Here is a 19,061-nt window from a genome sequence, read left to right as displayed (position 1 = left end):
GGCGGTGTGGTGCCGTTCACCGTGTGATCCCCCACGATGATCGCCGGGCGCGGCGCGCCGGAGCGAGCCTAGCCGGGTGCCCCGACAGGTCGGCGGCACCGGGGCGGTGCGTTGCGCGATCGGCCTGCCGTCCGGTTCCGTCCGGCGGTCGAGCACGGCGGCCCGGCGGGACGGGCGGGGTGTCCAGCCGACACAACGACCCGGGCGCCGGATGTCTTCCCCGGTGAACGGCCACCGATGTCGGGCCATTGACGTCCGTCACACGCGCGTGATCTGATCGCCCTCCTGAAGAATCTTTCACATTTCGATGTCTTGGGAGGTCGGGCATGTCCGTGTTCCGTCGTTCCGTGCTCGCGGCGGCGCTGGCGCTCGCCACGGTGGCGTTGCCCGCCGCCGCGGCGCCCGCCCGGCCCGCAGCCGCCGCACTGCCCACCGCCGCGGTGGCGCTGGGAGACAGCTTCATCAGCGGTGAGGGCGCCGGGGCGTACGCGCCGGTGGCGGACGTCAACGGGGTGGCCCAGGGCTTCCCCGGCTGGTCCGCCGCCAACGCCAACGCCTACTTCTGCCACCGCTCACCGAACGCCTCGCTGTTCCAGGCCGACCTGCCCGGCATCTCCGCGCGGTTCAACCTGGCCTGCTCGGGCGGCCAGCCGTACGACATCGCCAACGCGTCCGCCACCCGGGCCAAGGGACGGCAGGTGGCCGCCCAGCTCGACCAGCTCCGGTCGGTGGCGCGGACCCACGACATCGACCTGGTGCTCGTCGGCCTCGGCTCGAACAACAGCTCGTTCACCTTCGGCAGCGTGGCGGAGAAGTGCGCCAACCGGTTCATCGCCGACGCGTGGACCGGCTGGTGGGAGTTCTGGGCGTACCTGGGCGGGCCGGTCGAGCAGAAGCCGTGCACGGACGCCGACCTGGGCACGGCCGCGCAGTTCGCCGCCGCCACCGCGGAGACCACCACGGCGCTGCGGCAGCTGCTCACCACGCTGGACCAGATCGACGCCGACGGCCAGCACCGGGTGGTGTTCCAGGACTACACGAACCCGCTGCCGTTCGAGCTGGACCAGACCTACTGGACCGAGGACAGCCGCGACGACACCCGGGACAAGTTCCGCGCGCTCGGCGCCGAGCGGTACGCGGCCGGCTGCCCGATCCACCGGGCCAGCCTGGCGCCCGGGCACCGCTTCTCGCAGGGCCTCGGCACGCTCGTCAGCTCGGTGCGCGGCACGCTCGCCGGTGAGTTCCCGCAGGACGACCTGGTCTACCTGAACGTGCAGCGCGCGTTCGACGGCGCCCGGCTCTGCGAGTCGACGGGCAGCCCGGGCAACGCCCTGGCCACCCCGATCCGGCTGATGGACGGCCCGAGCGGCACGTTCGTCACCAGCCTCTCCGGATACGACAAGCTCGACATCCAGCGCATCGCCAACGCCTGCGGCACGTACTTCCAGACCTGCCAGGAGTCGTGGCACCCGAACGCCGCCGGGCACAAGGTGCTCGGCCGGTGCCTGGCCGGGGCGGCGGCGACCGGCGCCCGTACCGTCTCCTGCGTCCGCGCCCCGGACGGCACGGTGAGCGTGAGCTGACAGCGACGGCCGGCGCCCCCGCACCCCGGGGGCGCCGGGCCGGGGCCGGCCGGAACGCGCGTCCGGCCCGGTCCGGCGTCAGGCCCGGATCGCGGTGCCGAGCACGTGCGGCGAGGCCGGCGCCGGCAGCCCGCTCGGCGGGAAGCGGAACCGGTCCAGTTCGGTCACCGTGAACCCGGCGGCCCGGATCGCGGCCACCGTGTCCCGGGCGGTGTGGCATCCGGCGCAGAACAGCGGCCAGAGCGTGGCGTCGGCCAGGCGCTGGGCCCGGCGCAGGCCGGAGGTCTGCGCCACCACGTGTTCGTAGAAGCGCAGTTCGCCGCCGGGCCGCAGCACCCGCCGCGCCTCGCGCAGCGCGACCGCCTGGTCCGGCACCGAGCAGAGGACGAGCGACAGCACCACCGCGTCGGCGGCGCCGTCGGCGACCGGCAGCTCCTCGGCCAGCCCGGCGGCGACGGTGACCGGGACCGGGGCGCCCGGCGCGGCGGCGCGGGCCAGCGCGCGCAGGTGGGGTTCCGGCTCGACCGCGAGCACCCGGCTGACCTGCGGCGGATAGTGCGCGAGGTTGCGCCCGTTGCCGGCGCCGACCTCGACCACCAGGCCGCGCAGCCCGGCGACGAGGCGGACGCGGTGCCGGGCCACGCCCGCCTGGTCCATCCCGACGCTGGCGCGGGCGAACAGCCGGGCGTAGATCGGATGGGAGACGGCCATCAGCGACCTGCCGGTGGTGCGCCGAGGCTGAGCAGGAGCGGGCCGGCGGATCCGTCCACCAGGTCGCCGAGGCGTACCCCGTCGAGCACGGCGAGGAACGCGGCCTGCGCGCGGCGCAGCTCACCGCGCAGCCGGCACTCCGCGACCAGCGGGCAGACCGGCTGCGCGCAGTCGACCACCTCGCCGTCGCCCTCGAAGGCGCGGACCACCTGGCCGACGGTGAGGTCCGCGGCGTGCTCGGCGAAGGCCACGCCGCCGGAGCGGCCCCGAATGGTCACCAGGACCCCGATGCGTTGCAGCCGCTGCACCACCTTGGCGACGTGGCTGCGGGGCAGTTCGAGCCGGGTGGCGAGTTCGTCGACGGTGGCCCGGACCGGGGACGCGGCGGTCAGCATGGCGATCCGCAACGCCATGTCGGTCGACCGGTTGAGCCTCACGCACCGACCCTAGCCACTCGGCGCCGCCCAGGACACCAGCAGATTCACGGTGACCCATGCCACCCCGGCACCGGGACCTTCGGCCCTAAAAGAGGAATCTCTGAATCCTGTTTTGTGGGGATCGACCTGTTCGAGCCCCGAAAGGAGATTCGGTAGTGCTCTCGGAATCCTCAGCGGCGGTCGTGACCGCCACCCTGCCCGTCGTGCGGGCGCACGGCGAGGCCATCACCGGCCGCTTCTACCAGCGCATGTTCGACGCCCACCCGGACCTGCTGGACCTGTTCAACCGGGGCAACCAGGCCACCGGGGCGCAGAAGGCCGCACTCGCCTCGGCGGTGGTCGCGTACGCGGCGCACCTGACCGGCGAGACCGGCATGCCGTGGGGGCCGATCCTGGACCGGATCGCGCACAAGCACGCCTCCCTCGGCATCACCGCCACCCAGTACCCGATCGTCGGCCGCCACCTGCTCGCCGCGGTCGGCGAGGTGCTCGGCGGGGCGGTCACCCCGGCGGTGGCCGCCGCCTGGGACGAGGTCTACTGGCTGCTGGCCTGCGAGCTGATCGCCCGCGAGGCGCGGCTCTACGCCGGCGCCGGCGTACCCGAGGGCGGTCCGGTGTGGCAGGACTGGCGGGTGACCGGCCGGACCCGGGAGAGCGCCGACGTCGTCTCGCTCACCCTCGCGCCGGCCGGCGGCGGCGCCGCACCCGGCTCCACCCCCGGCCGGTACGTCTCGGTCGCCGTCGACCTGGACGGCGGCCGAGGGCAGCAGATCCGCCAGTACAGCCTCTCCGGCCGCCCCGGCGCCGACCAGTGGCGGATCACCGTGAAGCGGGTACGCGGCGAGGGCGGCGCCCCCGACGGCATGGTCTCCGGTCACCTGCACGACCGGGTGGCCGCCGGCGACACGCTGCGGCTCAGCCCGGCGTTCGGCGAGGTCGACGCCACCGGCGGCGACGGGCCGCTGCTGCTGGTCAGCGCCGGCATCGGGCTCACCCCGGCGATGGCGGCGCTGGCCCACCTGGCCGACCGGAACCCCGGACGGCGGGTGACGCTGGCGCACGCCGACCGGGACGCCGAGGCGCACGCGCTGCGCGCGGAACTCCCCGCGCTCCAGCAGCGGCTGCCGAACCTGGCCGTCCACCTCTGGTACCTCGACGCCGCCGGGGCCGACCTGCCCGGCCTGAAGGCGGAGGTGTCCGCCGGGCTGATCGACCCGGACCGGCTCCCGCTGCCCGCCGGGGTGGACGTGCACCTGTGCGGCCCGGTCCCGTTCATGAACCTGGTCCGGGGCAACCTGCTGCGCCGGGGTGTGCCGGCCGAGCGGATCGCCTACGAGGTGTTCGGCCCCGGGATGCTGCCGGGCTGACGCCCCGCGGTGAAGTCGACGATCTCCTGGTTAGGGGCGCAAGCCGAGGGTAGGGGTCCTCCATGCGCATCCCCGGCATCAACGCGACCTTCCGGCCACCACGGAAGCGGTGGACGCCGCCCCACCGGACGCCGGGGCGCCGGCCACCCGCGTCGACACGCTCGTGGCGGTCGCGCGCCGGCTGACCGGGGACGCCGACGCCGCGTACCGGCTCGGCGCACGGGCACGCGAGTGGCGAGGAAGCGGTCCGGACCGCTTCCTCGCCGACTGGGACCGGATCCTGGAGGACGAGAACATGCGCATCGCGATGATTTCCCAGCACGCCAGCCCGCTCGCCGCCCCCGGCGAGGAGGACGCGGGCGGCCAGAACACGCACGTGGCGGAACTCGCGTCCGCGCTCACCGTTGCCGGCCACGACGTCCGCGTCTACACCCGCCGTGACTCCCCCGCGCTGCCCGAGGCGGTCGACGCGCCGGACGGCTACCAGGTGTGCCACGTGCCGGCCGGTCCCGCGCGGCGGGTGCCGAAGGACGACCTGCTGCCGTACACGGGCGAGTTCGGAAGCCGGCTGGCCGACACCTGGCGGCGCGGCGGCTGGACCCCGGACGTGGCGCACGCGCACTTCTGGATGAGCGGGCTGGCCACCGTGCACGCGAGCCGTCGCACCGGCGTGCCGACCGTGTTGACGTACCACTCGCTCGGCACTGTCAAGCGTCGCCACCAGGGCGTACGGGACACCAGTGCACCGGGGCGCGCCGGTTACGAGCGGGCGCTCGGCCGGGCCGTGGACCGGGTCGTCGTGCAGTGCTCCGACGAGGTCGCCGAGCTGGTCCGGATGGGCGTACCCCGGTCCCGGATGGCGCTCGTGCCGGCCGGCGTCAACGAGGCGGTGTTCCGCCCGGACGGCCCGGTCGCGCCCCGCGACCCGGCCCGCCCGCGCATCCTCACCGTCGGGCGGATGGTCGAACGCAAGGGCTTCCTGGACGTGGTCCGGGCGCTGCCGGCGGTGCCGGACGCGGAGTGCGTGGTGGTCGGCGGCCCGCCGGGCCACCTGCTGCCCGCCGACACGTTCGCCCGCCGGCTGTCCGCGCTCGCCGACTCGTGCGGCGTGGCCGATCGGGTACGGCTGCTCGGCGGCGTGCCGCGCGAGGAGATGGCCGCCTGGTACCGGTCGGCGGACGTGGTCGTGGCCGCCCCCTGGTACGAGCCGTTCGGGCTCACCCCGCTGGAGGGCATGGCCTGCGGCGTGCCGGTGATCGGCACGAACGTGGGCGGCATCGCCGACAGCGTGGTGGACGGGCTCACCGGCGACCTGGTGCCGCCGCGTGACCCCCGCGCGCTCGGCACCGCGCTGCGCCGGCTGCTCGGCGACAACGTGCGCCGGTTCGCGTACGCCACCGCCGCGCTCGACCGTGTCCGCAGCCGGTACTCCTGGAGGCGCTGCGCGGAGCAGCTCGTCGCGGTCTACGGTGCGCTGACGAACGCGGCCCGGCCCGCACCGGCGGTGGCGTGAGGCGACCCCTTGCTACCCACCGGTAAGGTTCGGGCCGTACCCTGATCCGGGTGAGCGGGGACTACACCCAGGAGTACGTGGACGTCGACGGCGCGCGCATCGGCGTGCAGGTCTACCCGGAGCCGGCCGGTCCGCCCGGCGCGCCGGTGGTGCTGATCTGGCCCGCGATGGGCGTACGCGCCCGCTACTACCGGCCGTTCGCCGCCGCGCTGCGCGACGCCGGGCTCGCGGTGATCGTGGCCGACCTGCGCGGCACCGGCGAGAGCACCCCGGTGCCGTCGCGCGCCTGCCGGTACGGCTACCAGGAGATGGCCGCCGACGTCGGCGCCGTGCTCGACGCGCTCAAGCCCCGGCTGGACGGCCGCACCCGGCTGCTGCTCGGGCACTCCCTCGGTGGCCAGGTCGCGGTGCTGCACCAGGCGCTGGACGACGACGACCGGGTGGACGGGCTGGCCCTGGTGGCGGTGGGGCTGCCGTGGTGGCGGACGTACCCGGGCCTGCGCGGGTGGGGCGTGCTGCCGTACACCCAGGCCATCGCGGCGACGGCGCGGCTGCTCGGCGTCTGGCCGGGCTGGGGTTTCGGCGGCCGGCAGGCACGCGGCGTGATCCGCGACTGGGCCCACACCGCCCGCACCGGCCGGTTCCCGGCACTCGACGGCGTGGACGCGGAGGCCGCCGTGCGGCGGATCCGGACGCCGGTGCTCGCGGTCAGCGTCGACGACGACCAGTACACGCCGCACGAGACGCTCGACCACCTCTGCGGGAAGCTGACCGCGGCGCCGGTGACGCGGCACCGCTACACGGCCGCCGAGGCGGGCGCACGGCTGGACCACTTCACCTGGGTACGCGCGTCGGCGCCGCTGGCCGCCCGGATCGCCGCGTTCGCGGACACGCTCCCCCGGCGCTGAGCCCACGCCGGCACTGAGCCACTGAGCGCACGCTCCCCCGCCGGTGAGCCACGCCCGGGCGTGAGTCGCCCGATCGTGGGTATGCCGCACCGCCCGAACACGGCGGAGGGGGATCTGATGTCAGAACGGCACACCACGCTGCGCTCGATGCACGACCTGGGCCTGGCGGCCTGGTTCGGCGGTTCCCTGATGGGGGCGCTGGGCGTGAACGGCGCGGCGGCGCGGATCAACGACACGACCGAGCGGCTGCCGGTGGCCTCGGCCGGGTGGGCGCGGTGGACACCGGTGAACGCGGCGGCGATCGGCGCGCACCTGGCCGGCGCGGTCGGTGAACTGGTCACCGAGAGCCCGCGGATGGCCCGCCAGGCGGGCGTGGGGAAGATGAGCGCGGTGAAGACCGCGCTGACGGTCGGGGCGCTGGCCGTGACCGGCTACAGCCGGCTGGTCGGCATGCGGCTGGAGAAGGCCGGCGGGCCGCCGGTCGAGGGGACCACCGAACCGAACCACCACACCCCGGCGAACGTCGCCGCCAGTCAACGGCAGATGAAGCTGCTCCAGTGGGCTGTTCCGGCGCTGACCGGCGCGCTCGTCGTGGTGTCGGCGTACATGGGCGAGCAGCAGAAGCCGGGCCAGGTGTTCCGGGGCATGCTCGACCGCGCGGGCGGGCTGATGGCCGCGCCGAAGAACATCGGCAAGGTGGCCGCCGTGGGCGCGGCCGGCCGTCACCTGGTCGGGGCGAGCCGCTGACCACCGCGCGGCCGACGACCCACATCGGGGTGGGTCGCCGGCCGCGCGGTGCACCGGGACCGGACCGGCCGCCGTCGGGCGGCGCGGGCACAGCAGGCGAGGTGAGGTGACCATGACCAGCAGGGACCGGCCGGGTACCGGTGACGGGCGCGGGCCGGAGTCGGCGGCGCCGTGGGGGACCACCGACGGCTTCGACGCCGACCCGCCGTGGGGCGCCGGTGACAGCGACCCGATGGACGAGGGCAGCGAGGAGACCGCCGTACCGCAGGGGCGGCGCGGTGAGCGCCGGGCGGCCGGCGCCGGGCCGGGCGGGCCGAAGGCGGGCCGGCACGGGTTCGGATCCGTCGAGCCGACCCGGACGGCCGAGGCCGGGCCGGGCGCACCGCCGGATCCCGCCCCGTCCGGGCGGACGTTCCCGGACGACAGGGCGGACGGCGACCTCGGCGACAACGCGCTGGAGGAGGCGACCGGGATGCGTCCGGAGACGCGTCCCTGAGCCGTCAGGAGCCGGTGCCGTCCTCACCCGGGTCGCCGAGCGCGGACGGCTCGTTGTCCGGCACCGGCGACTCGGTCACCGGGTGCCCGGTGTCGTCGACCAGGCCCGGCGCCATGCTGCCGCCGTGTGCCTCCTCGGCCTCCCGGGTCGCCCGCGGGTCCCGCTCGTCGTTGCGCCGCTGCTCCACCGATCCCCCTTCGCTGTCGTCCATGACCCCGGCGGTACCCGGACGGTGGCGGCGGAAACGTCAGGCGCGCGCGGCAGCGGGGGCGACGTCGAGCAGGTCGGCGAGGCGGGCGGCGTCGCGCTGGGCCTGGTCGCCACAGCAGTTGTTCATCAGCACGTGCAGTTCGGCGCACTGGTCGGCCAGTTCGCGCAGCAGCACCGACCAGTGCCGCAGCTCGTGCTCGCCGTAGGCGTAGCGGAACCGTTCCTGCTTGTCGCCGCTCTCCCAGGCCGTGCTGTGCCCGTGGAACCGGATCACGGCCAGGTCGGTGGTGGCGACCAGGACCGGCGGCACCGAGGAGGCGTGCCCCTGCGGCATGTCCACGCAGGCGTACCCGAGGTCGTGCTCGCGCAGGAACGTCACGGTCTCGGCCATCGCGTCCCCGTCGAACCAGGACGAGTGCCGCAGCTCGACGGTGACCGGCCAGGGACGGCAGCGCCGGGCCGCGTCGAGGATCCGCCGCCGAGCCGCCTCGCCACGCGCCAGCCACGGCGGGAACTGCAACAGCACGGCGCCGAGCCGGTCGGCCGCCGCGAGCGGCGCCAGCGCCGCGTGGAACCGGTCCCACACCTCGTCGTACGCCCCGGCGGGCAGGTCGCGCCAGCGGATCCGGCTCGGGCCGCCGGCCGGACGCAGGTCCTTCGGCAACGCGTCGATCGGTGTGTGGTGGCCGGTGAACAGGCGGAACGCCTTGACGTCGAAGGTGAATCCGTCCGGCGTCGCGGCCGCCCAGCCCGCCGTGGTCTCCGGCGCCGGCACGGCGTAGTACGACGTGTCCACCTCGACCAGTCCGAACCGCTCCGCGTACCAGCCGAGCCGGCCGGCGGGCGTGTTGACCCCGCGCGGATACCAGCCGGAGCGGACCAGCATCTGGTCGGCCCAGGACGACGTGCCCACCTTGATGACACCCATGTAATTCAGTTCACCGCGACCGCCGGACATCGGCAACCGGAGATGCCCTCCGGGTCCGGACCGGCACCGGGTGACCGGCCTCACCGTGGTTTCGCGCCGCCCGAGTGTGACGCCCGGCCGGTTCGCGGCGCTGAGGGTCACGAGATGGACGCATCCGGCCTGGACCAGGAAACCGTCGAGCGGCTGCTCGCCGGCCGCTCCGGCGACGCGCCGCCCGCTCCGCCGGCACTGCTCGCCGTGCTGGCCGCGGTCCGGGCCGCACCGGGCGCGGGCGAACTCGACGGCGAGGCGGCAGCGGTCGCCGGGTACCGGTCGGCCCGGCGGATGCGCCGTGGCCGCCGTGTCCGCTTCGGTGTCCGGATGGCGGTGGCCGGGCTGGCCGCGTCCCTCACCGGTGGTGTCGCGCTCGCCGCGACCGGGAACCTGCCGCGCGCCGCACGACCGGCGCCGCCGCCGATCGGCACCGCGCCGCTCACGCCCTCGGCCCGCCCGAGCCCGCCGGCGGGCTCGCCGGCACCCGGGACACCGCAGCCGTCCGCACCGCCGGGACTGTGCGTCGCGTACCGGGCGCTCGCCGAACCGGACCGGGGACGCGCCCTCGCCACACCCGCCTTCAGCGACCTCGTCACCGCCGCCGGGGGCCACGACCGGGTGCCCGACTACTGCGCCGGGCTGCTGGGCGACGACGATCCGCCGGGCCGGGCCGACGGCGGACCAGGCGGCGGCCGGACCGCGCACCCGGTCCACCCGTCCGGCGGACCGCCGGGCGTGGACGTCCCGGCGCCGGAGCACGCCGGGCCGCCGTCGGGCACCCCGCCCGGGCGGCGGGCCGGTTGACGACCGGCTGGTAACTTGCCCGCGTGACCCCCCGGCGTCGCCGATCGGCGATCCTCCTCCGTGTGGCGGTGGTGCTCGCCGTGCTGGCCGGCATCGTCCTCACCGCGCTCGGCCCGGCCACGGTGACCGGCCTGCTGCCGTACTTCACCATCCAGAGCAACGTGGCGGTCGGCGTCCTCGCCGGGTACGCCGCCTGGTGCGCGCTGCGCGACCGGCCCGAGCCGCCGAGTGCCCTCAAGGGAGCGGTGACCCTCTACATCACCATCACCGGCACCGTCTACCACCTGGTGCTGGCCAACCCGGCCAGCCCGTTCGCGATGGCCCAGCCGGACCGGCAACCGGGTGAGTGGTGGGGCAACCAGTTCCTGCACACCGTGGTGCCGCTGCTGGCGGTCGCCGACTGGGCGCTGTTCGACAGGCGCGGCCGGCTGCGCCCCCGGTACGCCGCCTGGTGGCTGGTGTTCCCGCTCGGATACCTCGGGTTCGCGCTGGTACGCGGCCTGATCGTGGACAGGTACCCGTACCCGTTCATCGACGCGGGCGAGCTCGGCTACGACGGGTTGGCGGTCAGCGCGGTCGGGTTCGCCACGGTGTTCTGGCTGCTGGGCCTGCTGTTCGTGGGCGTGGACCGGCTGCTCGCCCGGGCCGGGCGCGCCGAACCGGCGACCCCACCGGCCACGCCCGGCGCGGTGGGGCCGCCGGCCACGGCCGGGCCGGACGAGCCGCCGGTGGTCCAGCGGGAGACCACCAGCTCGGCCTGAGCGGCCCGGCGGATCAGGCGGCGCGCCGGGCCGGCTCGCCTGCGCGGACCCGGCGGCCCGCGCCGCGTTCCCGGCCGTACGAGTCGGCCCGCCCCCACCGGCCCGGCACGTCGAGCAGCTCGATCCGCCCGTACCCGGTCGGGACGGCCGGGTTCACCAGCAGGTTCTCTCCGCACGGACGCAGCCCCAGCATGGTCGACAACAGCATCAGCAACCCGCCCGACGCCCACGACTGCGGTCGTCCGGCCTCCGGCAACTGGACCGGGTACTTGGTCACCGCACGGGGGTAGCCGGCGATCGTCTCCGGGACCGATCCGCCGAGCGTCTCCGCCATCGCGAACACTCCGGCGACGATGTCGGCCGCCGCCTCGTCGTAGCCGTACCGCCGCAGCCCCGCCGCGACGATCGCGTTGTCCCACGGCCACACCGCGCCGAGGTGCGCGCCGACCGGGTTGTACGGCCGCTGCCCCTGCGCGTAGGTGCGCACGCCCCAGCCGGAGAACAGGTCCGGTCCGCACAGGTGCCCGGCCAGCGCGTCGGCCCGTTCCGGCGCCACGATGCCGCTCCACAGCAGGTGCCCCAGGTGCGAGGTGAGCGCGTCGACCGGCTCACCGTCCGGGGTGAGCGCCAGCGCGTAGTAGCCGCGCTGCGGCAGCCAGAAGTCGCGATCGAACCGCTCCCGCAACCGCGCCGCGTCGGCCTCCAGGCGTTCGGCGTAGGCCGGGTCGCCCCAGAACTCCCGGGCCAGGCGGGCGCCCCGGATCCGCGCGTCGTACGCGTACCCCTGAAGCTCGCACGTCGCGCGCGGGTACGGCGGCTCCACGCCGTGCCGGTCGACGATCGCCGCCGGCGAATTGCGCCAGGTCTGGTTGGCGACCCCGGTGTCGGTGTTGCGCGGCTGGTAGCGCAGGTAGCCGTCGCCGCACTGGTCGCCGTAGCGGGTCAGCCAGTCCAGCGCCATCCGCGCCGGGTGCCGCAGCTCGTGGACCAGGTCGGCGTCACCGGTCCAGCGCTCGTACTCGTCGAGCAGGATCACGAACAGCGGGGTGGTGTCGGCGGCGCCGTAGTAGAGCGCGGTGGGCTGCTCGTCGAACGCGGCCGCCTCGCCGTACCGCAGCTCGGCGACGATCTTGCCGGGTTCCTCCTCGTGCCGGTCGTCTAGCCGGCCGCCCTGCACCATCGCCAGCATGTGCAGCGTTCCCGGGGTCAGCTCGGGCGTGAACGGCAGCGTCTGGAGGCAGGTGATCAGCGCGTCCCGCCCGTACAGCGCCATCGCCCAGGGCATCCCGCCGACCGGCACCCGCTCGCTGTAGGCCAGCGGCATGTACCGCAGCGCGGCCAGGTCGGTCAGGGCCTGCCGGTACACGGCGGCCAGCCCGGGCCGTTCGGCGACCAGGTGCGGCGCCCGGTCGTACCACCGTTCGAGGTCGTCGCGCATGTCCTGACGGACGTGCTGCCGGTGCGACTCGATGCCGGCCCGCAGGTCCCGCCCGCCGGCGCCCTGGATGACCATGCCGACGTGCAGGTCGACCTGCCACTTGCCCTGCGGCTCGACGCGAATCCGGAAGGTCATCCCGCGCGTGTCCACCTCCCCCGGGACGGTGCTGGAGACGCACGTCTCCCGGGTGAACCGCCCACGCTCGTACCGGATCCGCAGCCGCCGCTGCTCCGGTTCGGGGATGACGGTCGGCCGGCGCGGGCCGGGACGCAGGATCTCGGAGGTGTCGGCGAAGTCGCCGGCCATCTCCATCCGCACCGTGTACTCGGCGGGCTCGGCCGAGTGGTTCAGCACCGTGAGGCTCTCGTGGTACGCCTCGTCGATCGAGCGGTGCCGGATCACCGAGACGTCGGCGTCCACGTAGTGGCTGGCCGCGCCCGGCACCAGCACGAATCGGGTCTCGAAGTAGGTCAGGTCGTCGCGGGACAGCGCGTGCAACCGCTCGCCGTCGATCGTGAGCACCCAGTGGGACAGGAACCGGGTGTCGAACGAGAACAGGCCGATCGGCGCGGACGGGTCGCGTTCCATGTCCCCCTGCGCGTCGCTCACGGCGAACGCGTTACCGGCGAGGACATGGACCAGCTCCTGCCTCATCGGGCCGCCACCCGGGCGCCGGCCACGTCCCGGGGGTCTCGGGCGTCCGGCGGGCCGGGGAAGAGCCGGCGCAGCGTCATCAGCAGCTTGAGTTCGCCCCGCGCGGCGAGGTCGTTGCGCAGCAGCGCGGCGGCCGGGTGCAGGCGTCCCGCCGCGATCCGGTCGAACACCTCGCGGTCCGCGCCGACCACCAGGTCCGCCTCCTCGGCCAGGCGGTCCACCCGGACGTCCTGCCGGTCGATGGTCAGGTACCAGTGCTCGGTGCGGCCGTCGTCGCGCAGGTCCAGGCGGATGGTGCCGGAGGTGGTCTCGGGCAGCTCCGGGTGCCGGCCGGCGGTTCCCCGGGTCAGGTGTTCCACGGCCGAGACGCTCATCGGGCCCTCCTCGTCGGTGGTCGCGGCCGGCGCCGCTCGTCCCGCAGCGTCCCCGCATCGCGGGTGAGGCGAACTCACCCGGACCGGGTGAGGCACGGCGGCGCGGCGGGTATCCCTGCGGCCATGCCGACGACCGGGGACGCCACCGCCGACCGGGTGCTGCTCGCGCTGCTGACCATGCAGCGCGAGTCCTGGGAACAGGGCATCCTCGGCCAGGCGCTGCTCGACCTGGGCCTGGACGAGGCAGCGGTACTGGTCGCCGACGCCGTGGTGACCCGGCAGCGGCCGGACGGCCGGCTCGGTGAACCGGCCGGTTCGGTGGGCGCGGTGAACGGCGCCGCGTGCGGCGAGGTGGTCCGGCACGCCGCCCGCCGCACCGGCGACCGGCGGTACGCCGAGGCGCTGGACGCCCAGCTCGACTGGCTGGCCCGCCGGGCGCCGAGGGCCGCCGACGGCACGCTGTTCCACCTGCTCGACGGCCGCCAGGTGTGGGCGGACACGATCTACATGGTGGTGCCGCTGCTGGCGCTGACCGGCCGGACCGGGGCGGCCGCGGCGCAGGTCGCGGGGCACCGGCGACGGCTGTACGACACACGCACCGGCCTGTACGCCGCCCGCTGGGACGAGGACCGCTGCGAGCTGGACCGGCCCGGGCCGTGGGGCACCGGCAACGGCTGGGTGGTCGCCGGGATCGCCCGCGCGCTGCGGCTCGCGCCGGACCGGCCGGACGGCCTCCGGGCCGAGCTGGCCGGGCACGCCGAGGAGGTGCTGACCGCCTGCCTCGCGTACCGGGGCGCGGACGGGCTGTTCCCGGACGTGCTGGACGAGCCGGGCGCGTTCCGGGAGGCCAACACCGCCCAGTTGCTCGGGTACGCGGCCCTCACCGGGGTGGCCGACGGGTGGCTGTCCCGGTCGTGGTTCGAGGTGGGGGCGGGCCTGCTCGCGGCCGCCGCCCGGCGGGTCGACGCGTACGGCCGGGTGACAGGGGTCAGCGGGGCTCCGGACTTCGAGGGCCCCGGCACCTCGCCCGAGGCGCAGGCGTGCCACCTGCTCGGGCTCGCCGCGCTGCGCCGGGCTGGCGCGACGCTCAGCGCAGGATGAGTCCCCGCACGTACGCGGCCTGACCGACATGCTGGAGGTCGTCGTCGAGCACGCTCACCAGCCGCACCCCGAGCGTCACCGGCGGATCCCAGTTCTCGTCCACCACCCGGTCGAGGTCGGCCGGGCGCAGGCCGCGCAGGTACGCGAGGCTCCGGTCCACCACCGCCCGGTGGTAGTCGAGCAGCACGCCGCCGTTCTCGGGGCGTACCGCGGCGATCTGCTCCGGGCCGTGCCCGAAGCCGGTGTCGGCTGGGTCCGGCGGCAGGCCGCAGCGCGCCGCCCAGTCGCCGGTGGCCCACAGCTGCGGCTCCCCCATCACGTCGGCCACGTGGTCGTCCTGGATCCGGGTCAGGTGCCAGACCAGCCAGCCGACCGGGTTCGCCCCGTCGGCCGGCGCCCGCCGCAGCTGGGCCGCGTCGAGCCCGTCGAGCGCCCCGGCGACCAGATCGGGCAACCGCCCGTACGCCTCGGTCAGCACGTCCGTCGCGTCCACGTGTCCCTCACTCCCTGCCGACTCCTGCCGTCCCTTCGGGCAGTACCGCCCAGCGTGCCCGGCAAACCTCGGCGCGGGCCCCGCCTCTAGGGTGATCGCGTGGTCGCGGCGCTGGAGCTGTATCTGGACACCGACGCCACCCGGCGGATCCGGGTGCTGTGGGACCTGCTGGAGTCCGACGGGGTGCCGAGCATGCGGTCCCTGCTGGCGCAGCGGCACCGCCCGCACGTCTCGCTGGCGGTCGCGCCCCGCCTGGACCCGCACCGCGTCGCCGAGGCGCTCGCCGGAACGGTGGTGGCCGCGCCGCTGCGGCTGGAGTTCCAGCACGCCGGGCAGTTCGTCGGGCGGGTGCTCTGGCTCGGGCCGGCGCCGACGCCCGAGCTGCTGGCGCACCACGCGGCGGTGCACGAGCGGCTGGCGCGGGCCGGCGTCGAGGTGGTGGAGCACTACCGCCCGGGCCGCTGGGTGCCGCACTGCACGCTGTCGATGCGGGTGCCGAACCCGCTGATGGGCGCAGCGGTGCGCCGCTGCCTGGAGGTGCTGCCGCTGACCGCGACGGTGGTCGGCGCGGCGGTGGCCGACCACGCCCGCGACATCTCCCACCCCCTGCCCTGATTCCCCTTCTACACCCGTGATCCACACCAGTTCCCCGACGTGGTGCCATCCCGCTCCATGATCAACGCCAGCTCGGGGAAATGGTGGCATCCCGATCCAAGATCGACACCAGCTCGGGGAAATGGCGGCATCAGACCACCATTGATGGAGCCACCTCCCCGAACTGGTGTTGATCTTGGGCGGGGGCAGCGCAGGTGAGGCGGTTGCGTCAGGGGAAGGTGGGGTCGGTTCCGGTCAGATCGAGGAGGAACGTCGGGTAGTCCGGCTGCGGGCACCTGTCGCCCCGATGGCCGAGCCGCTCGTAGAACGGCGCCGCCCGCTCGTGGTGGGCCTGCCACTCCAGGTGCCGCGCCCGCCCGGCGGCCCACCGGCGGACCGCGTCGAACAACGACCTGCCCACCCCGTCGCGGCGGCGGTCCGCCCGGACGTACAGGTCGTGCAGGCGTACGGTCCGGTGCGCGTCACCGGAACGCAGGTGCGGGCCGTGGTCCTGGGCGGCGGCGTACCCGACCGGCCCGCCAGCGTCGACGGCGCCGAGCAGCGCCCAGCGGGGGTCGGCCAGCAGCGCGGCGAACCGCAGCCGGTGGACCTCCGGCGGCTCGTCGCCCACGCCCATGTCCCGCAGCATCGGCCACAGCTGCGGCCAGTCCGGCACGCGCAGGTCCCGCACGATGATCGGCATCGGACCAGGATGCGGGCGGGACAGCTCGGCGGCGACCGGGTTTCGCGCCATCTGCGGCCGCCCTGACGATCGGGGCCGAACCGACGCAAGCTGGCAAAAGCGCAGGTCAGAGCCCTTCTGGCCACCCGAAGACGTGCGGCCGGAGCGGCAGCGAAGCACGTCGAAGGAGAGCCTCATGGCCGCACCCGTCGTCCGTTCCGTCACCGCCGACCAGACCGTCCTGCTGCCCGGGCAGTCGACCACCGTCCGGGTCGACGCCTACCACCCCGACTCGCGCCTGCTGACGCTCGCCGGCCGGGTCAGCGACCCCACCGGCGTCACCTGGGACAGCCCGGTCCGGGTGGACCTGAGCGTCCCGCTGACCATCCAGCTCGCCGGTGCCTCGCCGGGGGTGACAGTCACACCGAGCGGCGCCGAACCGGGCCGCTTCACAGTCTCCGTGCTGGCCGGCCGGGGCACGGTGACGCTGACCGCGACGGCGCGTGACGGCGCCGGCCGCACCGGCACGGGCACCACCACGCTGACCGTGCCGCTGCTGGTCGGGATGAGCGCCGAGAAGGGCGCCCGGACCCAGCGGGCGGTGGCCGACTATCCGGGCATCCGCTACATGCGCGACTTCGGCACGGACGGCCCGGACGCGGACGCGCTGCCGGAACTGCCCGCGCTGAACACGGGCAAGTTCGCCGACGCGCCCTCCGCCGTCATGCACGTCAGCTGGAAGGACGACGTCGAGCAGCTGGCCGGCTGGCTCGACGGCGTGAACCGCCCGATCTACCTGACCTGGTACCACGAGCCGATGGGCGACGTGACCCCCGCCACGTACCGGGCGACGGCGAGCCGGGTGACCCAGATCCTGGCGGCGCACCGCAACCGGCGGTGGGTGCTCGGGCACGGCCCGATCGTGACCCGCTACTGGCTCGACGAGGGGCGCGGCATCCCGGCCGACTGGGGCTACCCGGGCATGACCCACTACGGCGTGGACTGCTACTCCCGGGACACCGCCGCGTACTGGCCCGCCTCCCGGATGTTCGGCGTGGCCTTCGGCAAGGTGCGCGCCGCGTACCCGGGGATCCGGCTGCTGGTGCCCGAGTACGGGCTGAGCCGCATCGCCACGGACACCACCGGCGCGGGCCGGGCGCGGACGATCCGCGAGCACGTCACCTGGCTGCGGCAGCAGAACGACGTGGACGCGATCGCGTACTGGAACAACTGGGCCGAGTTCGAGCTGGGTGACCCGCCGCTCGAGGCCACGGCCTGGCGCGATCTCCAGGTGGGCCCGGCATAGACTGGACCCATGAGGCGTAGTCGGTGACCAGCGGGAGCGTGACGCACCCGGGTTACACCCACGGCTGCCTCGCCTACGACGACCCGGCCGTGCTGCGCGCACTCGCGGTCGAGCAGGTCACCGCCGGTCTCGCCGCCGGTGAGCAGGTCTGGGTGGTCTGTCCGGAGGATCGCGCCACTGTCACCGGCTGGCTGGCCTCGGTTCCCGGGCTCGACGCCGCGCGCCGGCGGGACGCGCTCCGGCTGGTTCCCGTCGGCGAGGCGTACCGGCACGACGAGATCGTCGACCCCGACCGGCAGGTCCAGGCGTACGTGCGGGCCACCACCGAGGCGCTGACCGCAGGGCACACCGGCCTGCGGGTGCTGGCGGAGGCGACGAGCCTGGTCCGCAGCCCCGCCCAGCGGGACGCGTTCGCCCGCTACGAGCACCGGATCGACCACTGGATGCGGCACCGGCCGATGTCGGCGGTCTGTGCCTACGACCGCCGGCAGCTGGACGACGCGGCGATCGCCGAGCTGGCCTGCCTGCACTCGGTGACGAACGCGGACGTGCTGTTCCGGCTGCACGCCGGCGACGGCGACTCGGTGGTGGCGCTGGCCGGCGAGCTGGACCCGTCCAACCACCGGGACTTCGCCGCCGCGCTGGAGCGGGCCGACCCGCGGCCGGTGGCGGGCCGGGTCGTGTTCGACGCCGCCGAGCTGCGTTTCGTCGACCACCGCAGCCTGCTGCACCTGCGCGACCACGCCCGCCGGCACGACGCCGTCGCGGTGCTGCGTACGCCGAGCCGCGCCCCGGCCCGGCTGGTCGACCTGCTCGGTCTGTCCGAGGTACGGGTGGAGGTCGTCCGATGAGGAGCGGCGCGGCCTCCGGCCACGTGGGCTACTTCCACGAGGCGTTCGTCTACGACTCCGACGAGGAGCTGCTGGCGGTGGCGCTGCCGTTCCTGCTGGACGGGATCGCGGCCGGCGAGCCGACGGCGGTGAACCTGGACGAGCGCAACGCCGAGCTGGTGCGCCGGGCGCTGCCCACCGGCGCCGAGGTCACGTTCCTGCCGGTCGGCGACGTCTACGCCCGGCCCAGCGTCGCGCTGCGCTCCTACCGGGAGCTGCTCGCCTCGTACGTGGCGGCGGGGGCGGCGCAGATCCGGATGGTCGGCGAGCTGCCGCCGGTGCTGCTCGGCGCGACCTGGGACTGGTGGGCGCGCTACGAGTCGGCGATCAACCACGCCTACGACGACTTCCCGCTCTGGGGCATCTGCGCCTACGACCGACGGGGCACGCCCGCGCATGTGCTCGCCGATGTGGCGCGTACCCATCCGCTGGTGGCGCGGCCGGACGGCGGGCATGAGACGGCCGGTCTCTACACCGAGCCGACGAGCTACCTGACCGAGTTCCGTCCGGCGCCGGCCGACCCGGTGCAGCGGACCGCGCCGCTGGTCGAGCTGGTCGACCCGACGCCGGCCCGCGCCCGCGCGGAGGTGCGCGCCGCCGACCGTGGCCTGCTGCCGCCCGACGGCCTGGACGGCCTGGTCATCGCGGTCAGTGAGGTGGTGAGCAACGCGCTGCGCCACGGCGAGCCGCCGGTGTGCCTGCGGTTGTGGCGCGCGGCCGACCGGATCGTGGTGACCGTCCACGATCGAGGGACCGGCCCGAAGGACCCGTTCGCCGGGCTGCTGCCGGCGGGCGACGGTTCCGACGGCGGTCTGGGCCTGTGGATCAGCCACCAGAGTTGCGACCACGTGACGTACCACAGGGACGCGACCGGCTTCACCATCCGCCTGACGGCGGGGAACCCGCACTTCCCGGTCTGACCGTGCCGCCGGTCGGCGGGCAGGGGGCGGGGCGGGGCGAGCCTCGCGCGCGGACGCGGTACCGTAGCGCCTCATCGTGCCCTGCGGGGCGGTCATCCGCCGGCCTGGCGC

General features: G+C 75.2%; 21 protein-coding genes. 13 read left to right on the top strand and 8 right to left on the bottom strand.

Features of this window, described 5'->3' with window-relative positions:
• Positions 1-326 precede the first annotated feature (326 nt).
• Positions 327-1,583, top strand: a complete 1,257-nt coding sequence (locus tag O7546_RS08175) for a hypothetical protein (RefSeq protein WP_269696486.1) — start codon at positions 327-329, stop codon at positions 1,581-1,583.
• A gap of 78 nt (positions 1,584-1,661) precedes the next feature.
• Here O7546_RS08175 and O7546_RS08170 read toward each other — a convergent pair whose 3' ends face one another.
• Positions 1,662-2,294 carry a class I SAM-dependent methyltransferase gene (locus O7546_RS08170; protein WP_194800873.1) on the bottom strand — a complete coding sequence of 211 codons (633 nt, stop codon included), beginning with the start codon at positions 2,292-2,294 and terminating at the stop codon, positions 1,662-1,664.
• Positions 2,294-2,731, bottom strand: coding sequence for an Rrf2 family transcriptional regulator (locus O7546_RS08165; protein ID WP_194800872.1), 438 nt, complete (start codon positions 2,729-2,731; stop codon positions 2,294-2,296). Before O7546_RS08165 ends, O7546_RS08170 begins: the two co-directional genes overlap by 1 nt.
• Positions 2,732-2,886: 155 nt before the next feature.
• Between O7546_RS08165 and O7546_RS08160 the strand changes: the two genes are divergently transcribed.
• From O7546_RS08160 to O7546_RS08140, 5 genes are all read left to right on the top strand, one after another.
• Positions 2,887-4,098: a globin domain-containing protein gene (locus O7546_RS08160; protein ID WP_281600687.1), complete on the top strand. Its 1,212-nt coding sequence runs from the start codon at positions 2,887-2,889 to the stop codon at positions 4,096-4,098.
• Between the two features lie 295 nt (positions 4,099-4,393).
• Positions 4,394-5,611, top strand: coding sequence for a glycosyltransferase (locus O7546_RS08155; protein ID WP_269698063.1), 1,218 nt, complete (start codon positions 4,394-4,396; stop codon positions 5,609-5,611).
• Positions 5,612-5,661: 50 nt separating this feature from the next.
• Entirely contained in the window at positions 5,662-6,519 is an 858-nt protein-coding gene (locus O7546_RS08150; RefSeq protein WP_269696484.1) for an alpha/beta fold hydrolase, read from the top strand.
• A 117-nt stretch (positions 6,520-6,636) separates the two neighbouring features.
• The gene (locus O7546_RS08145; RefSeq protein ID WP_194800869.1) at positions 6,637-7,266 is read left to right on the top strand and encodes a hypothetical protein; all 630 of its coding nucleotides are present in this window, start codon (positions 6,637-6,639) and stop codon (positions 7,264-7,266) included.
• Between the two features lie 112 nt (positions 7,267-7,378).
• Complete coding sequence (locus O7546_RS08140; protein WP_194800868.1) at positions 7,379-7,762, top strand: hypothetical protein; 384 nt, start codon at positions 7,379-7,381, stop codon at positions 7,760-7,762.
• A 4-nt stretch (positions 7,763-7,766) separates the two neighbouring features.
• Here the strand turns inward: O7546_RS08140 and O7546_RS08135 are convergent, their stop codons facing one another.
• Positions 7,767-7,973 (bottom strand): GTPase activator, encoded by a 207-nt coding sequence (locus tag O7546_RS08135; RefSeq protein WP_194800867.1) that lies wholly within the window; start codon positions 7,971-7,973, stop codon positions 7,767-7,769.
• A 36-nt stretch (positions 7,974-8,009) separates the two neighbouring features.
• Positions 8,010-8,900 (bottom strand): DUF72 domain-containing protein, encoded by an 891-nt coding sequence (locus O7546_RS08130; RefSeq protein WP_269696483.1) that lies wholly within the window; start codon positions 8,898-8,900, stop codon positions 8,010-8,012.
• Positions 8,901-9,044: 144 nt separating this feature from the next.
• Between O7546_RS08130 and O7546_RS08125 the strand changes: the two genes are divergently transcribed.
• A complete protein-coding gene (locus O7546_RS08125; protein ID WP_281600686.1) occupies positions 9,045-9,737 on the top strand; it encodes a hypothetical protein in 693 nt (230 codons plus the stop codon).
• 23 nt (positions 9,738-9,760) lie between these two features.
• Positions 9,761-10,498, top strand: coding sequence for a Pr6Pr family membrane protein (locus O7546_RS08120; RefSeq protein ID WP_269696481.1), 738 nt, complete (start codon positions 9,761-9,763; stop codon positions 10,496-10,498).
• 13 nt (positions 10,499-10,511) lie between these two features.
• Here O7546_RS08120 and O7546_RS08115 read toward each other — a convergent pair whose 3' ends face one another.
• Both O7546_RS08115 and O7546_RS08110 read right to left on the bottom strand, forming a co-directional pair.
• Positions 10,512-12,590, bottom strand: a complete 2,079-nt coding sequence (locus tag O7546_RS08115; RefSeq protein ID WP_194800864.1) for a glycogen debranching N-terminal domain-containing protein — start codon at positions 12,588-12,590, stop codon at positions 10,512-10,514.
• Positions 12,587-12,964, bottom strand: a complete 378-nt coding sequence (locus tag O7546_RS08110) for an SCP2 sterol-binding domain-containing protein (protein ID WP_194800863.1) — start codon at positions 12,962-12,964, stop codon at positions 12,587-12,589. The genes O7546_RS08115 and O7546_RS08110 overlap by 4 nt, the downstream gene beginning before the upstream one ends.
• 123 nt (positions 12,965-13,087) lie before the next feature.
• On the opposite strand from O7546_RS08110, the gene O7546_RS08105 reads away from it, so the two are divergent.
• Complete coding sequence (locus tag O7546_RS08105; RefSeq protein ID WP_269696480.1) at positions 13,088-14,065, top strand: glycoside hydrolase family 88 protein; 978 nt, start codon at positions 13,088-13,090, stop codon at positions 14,063-14,065.
• Here O7546_RS08105 and O7546_RS08100 read toward each other — a convergent pair.
• Complete coding sequence (locus tag O7546_RS08100) at positions 14,052-14,558, bottom strand: DinB family protein (protein ID WP_194800861.1); 507 nt, start codon at positions 14,556-14,558, stop codon at positions 14,052-14,054. The two genes, O7546_RS08105 and O7546_RS08100, sit on opposite strands and share 14 nt — an antisense overlap.
• A 99-nt stretch (positions 14,559-14,657) precedes the next feature.
• On the opposite strand from O7546_RS08100, the gene O7546_RS08095 reads away from it, so the two are divergent.
• Entirely contained in the window at positions 14,658-15,173 is a 516-nt protein-coding gene (locus O7546_RS08095) for a 2'-5' RNA ligase family protein (RefSeq protein WP_145752617.1), read from the top strand.
• A 208-nt stretch (positions 15,174-15,381) separates the two neighbouring features.
• On the opposite strand, the gene O7546_RS08090 is transcribed toward O7546_RS08095, so the two are convergent.
• The gene (locus tag O7546_RS08090; protein ID WP_281600685.1) at positions 15,382-15,855 is read right to left on the bottom strand and encodes a GNAT family N-acetyltransferase; all 474 of its coding nucleotides are present in this window, start codon (positions 15,853-15,855) and stop codon (positions 15,382-15,384) included.
• Positions 15,856-16,030: 175 nt separating this feature from the next.
• On the opposite strand from O7546_RS08090, the gene O7546_RS08085 reads away from it, so the two are divergent.
• From O7546_RS08085 to O7546_RS08075, 3 genes are read left to right on the top strand one after another with little or no spacing between them, the layout of a single operon-like run.
• On the top strand, positions 16,031-17,140 hold the full coding sequence (locus tag O7546_RS08085; protein ID WP_281600684.1) for a hypothetical protein: 1,110 nt from the start codon (positions 16,031-16,033) through the stop codon (positions 17,138-17,140).
• A 23-nt stretch (positions 17,141-17,163) separates the two neighbouring features.
• Positions 17,164-17,991, top strand: a complete 828-nt coding sequence (locus O7546_RS08080; RefSeq protein WP_281600683.1) for an MEDS domain-containing protein — start codon at positions 17,164-17,166, stop codon at positions 17,989-17,991.
• Entirely contained in the window at positions 17,988-18,950 is a 963-nt protein-coding gene (locus O7546_RS08075) for an anti-sigma factor RsbA family regulatory protein (RefSeq protein WP_281600682.1), read from the top strand. The genes O7546_RS08080 and O7546_RS08075 overlap by 4 nt, the downstream gene beginning before the upstream one ends.
• The last annotated feature ends 111 nt before the right edge of the window (positions 18,951-19,061 follow it).

The sequence above is a fragment of the Micromonospora sp. WMMA1976 genome (genome assembly GCF_027497335.1).
Lineage (GTDB): Bacteria > Actinomycetota > Actinomycetes > Mycobacteriales > Micromonosporaceae > Micromonospora > Micromonospora aurantiaca.
Note: the sequence above shows the minus strand (reverse complement) of the source record. Positions and strands in the feature narration are given on the sequence as shown.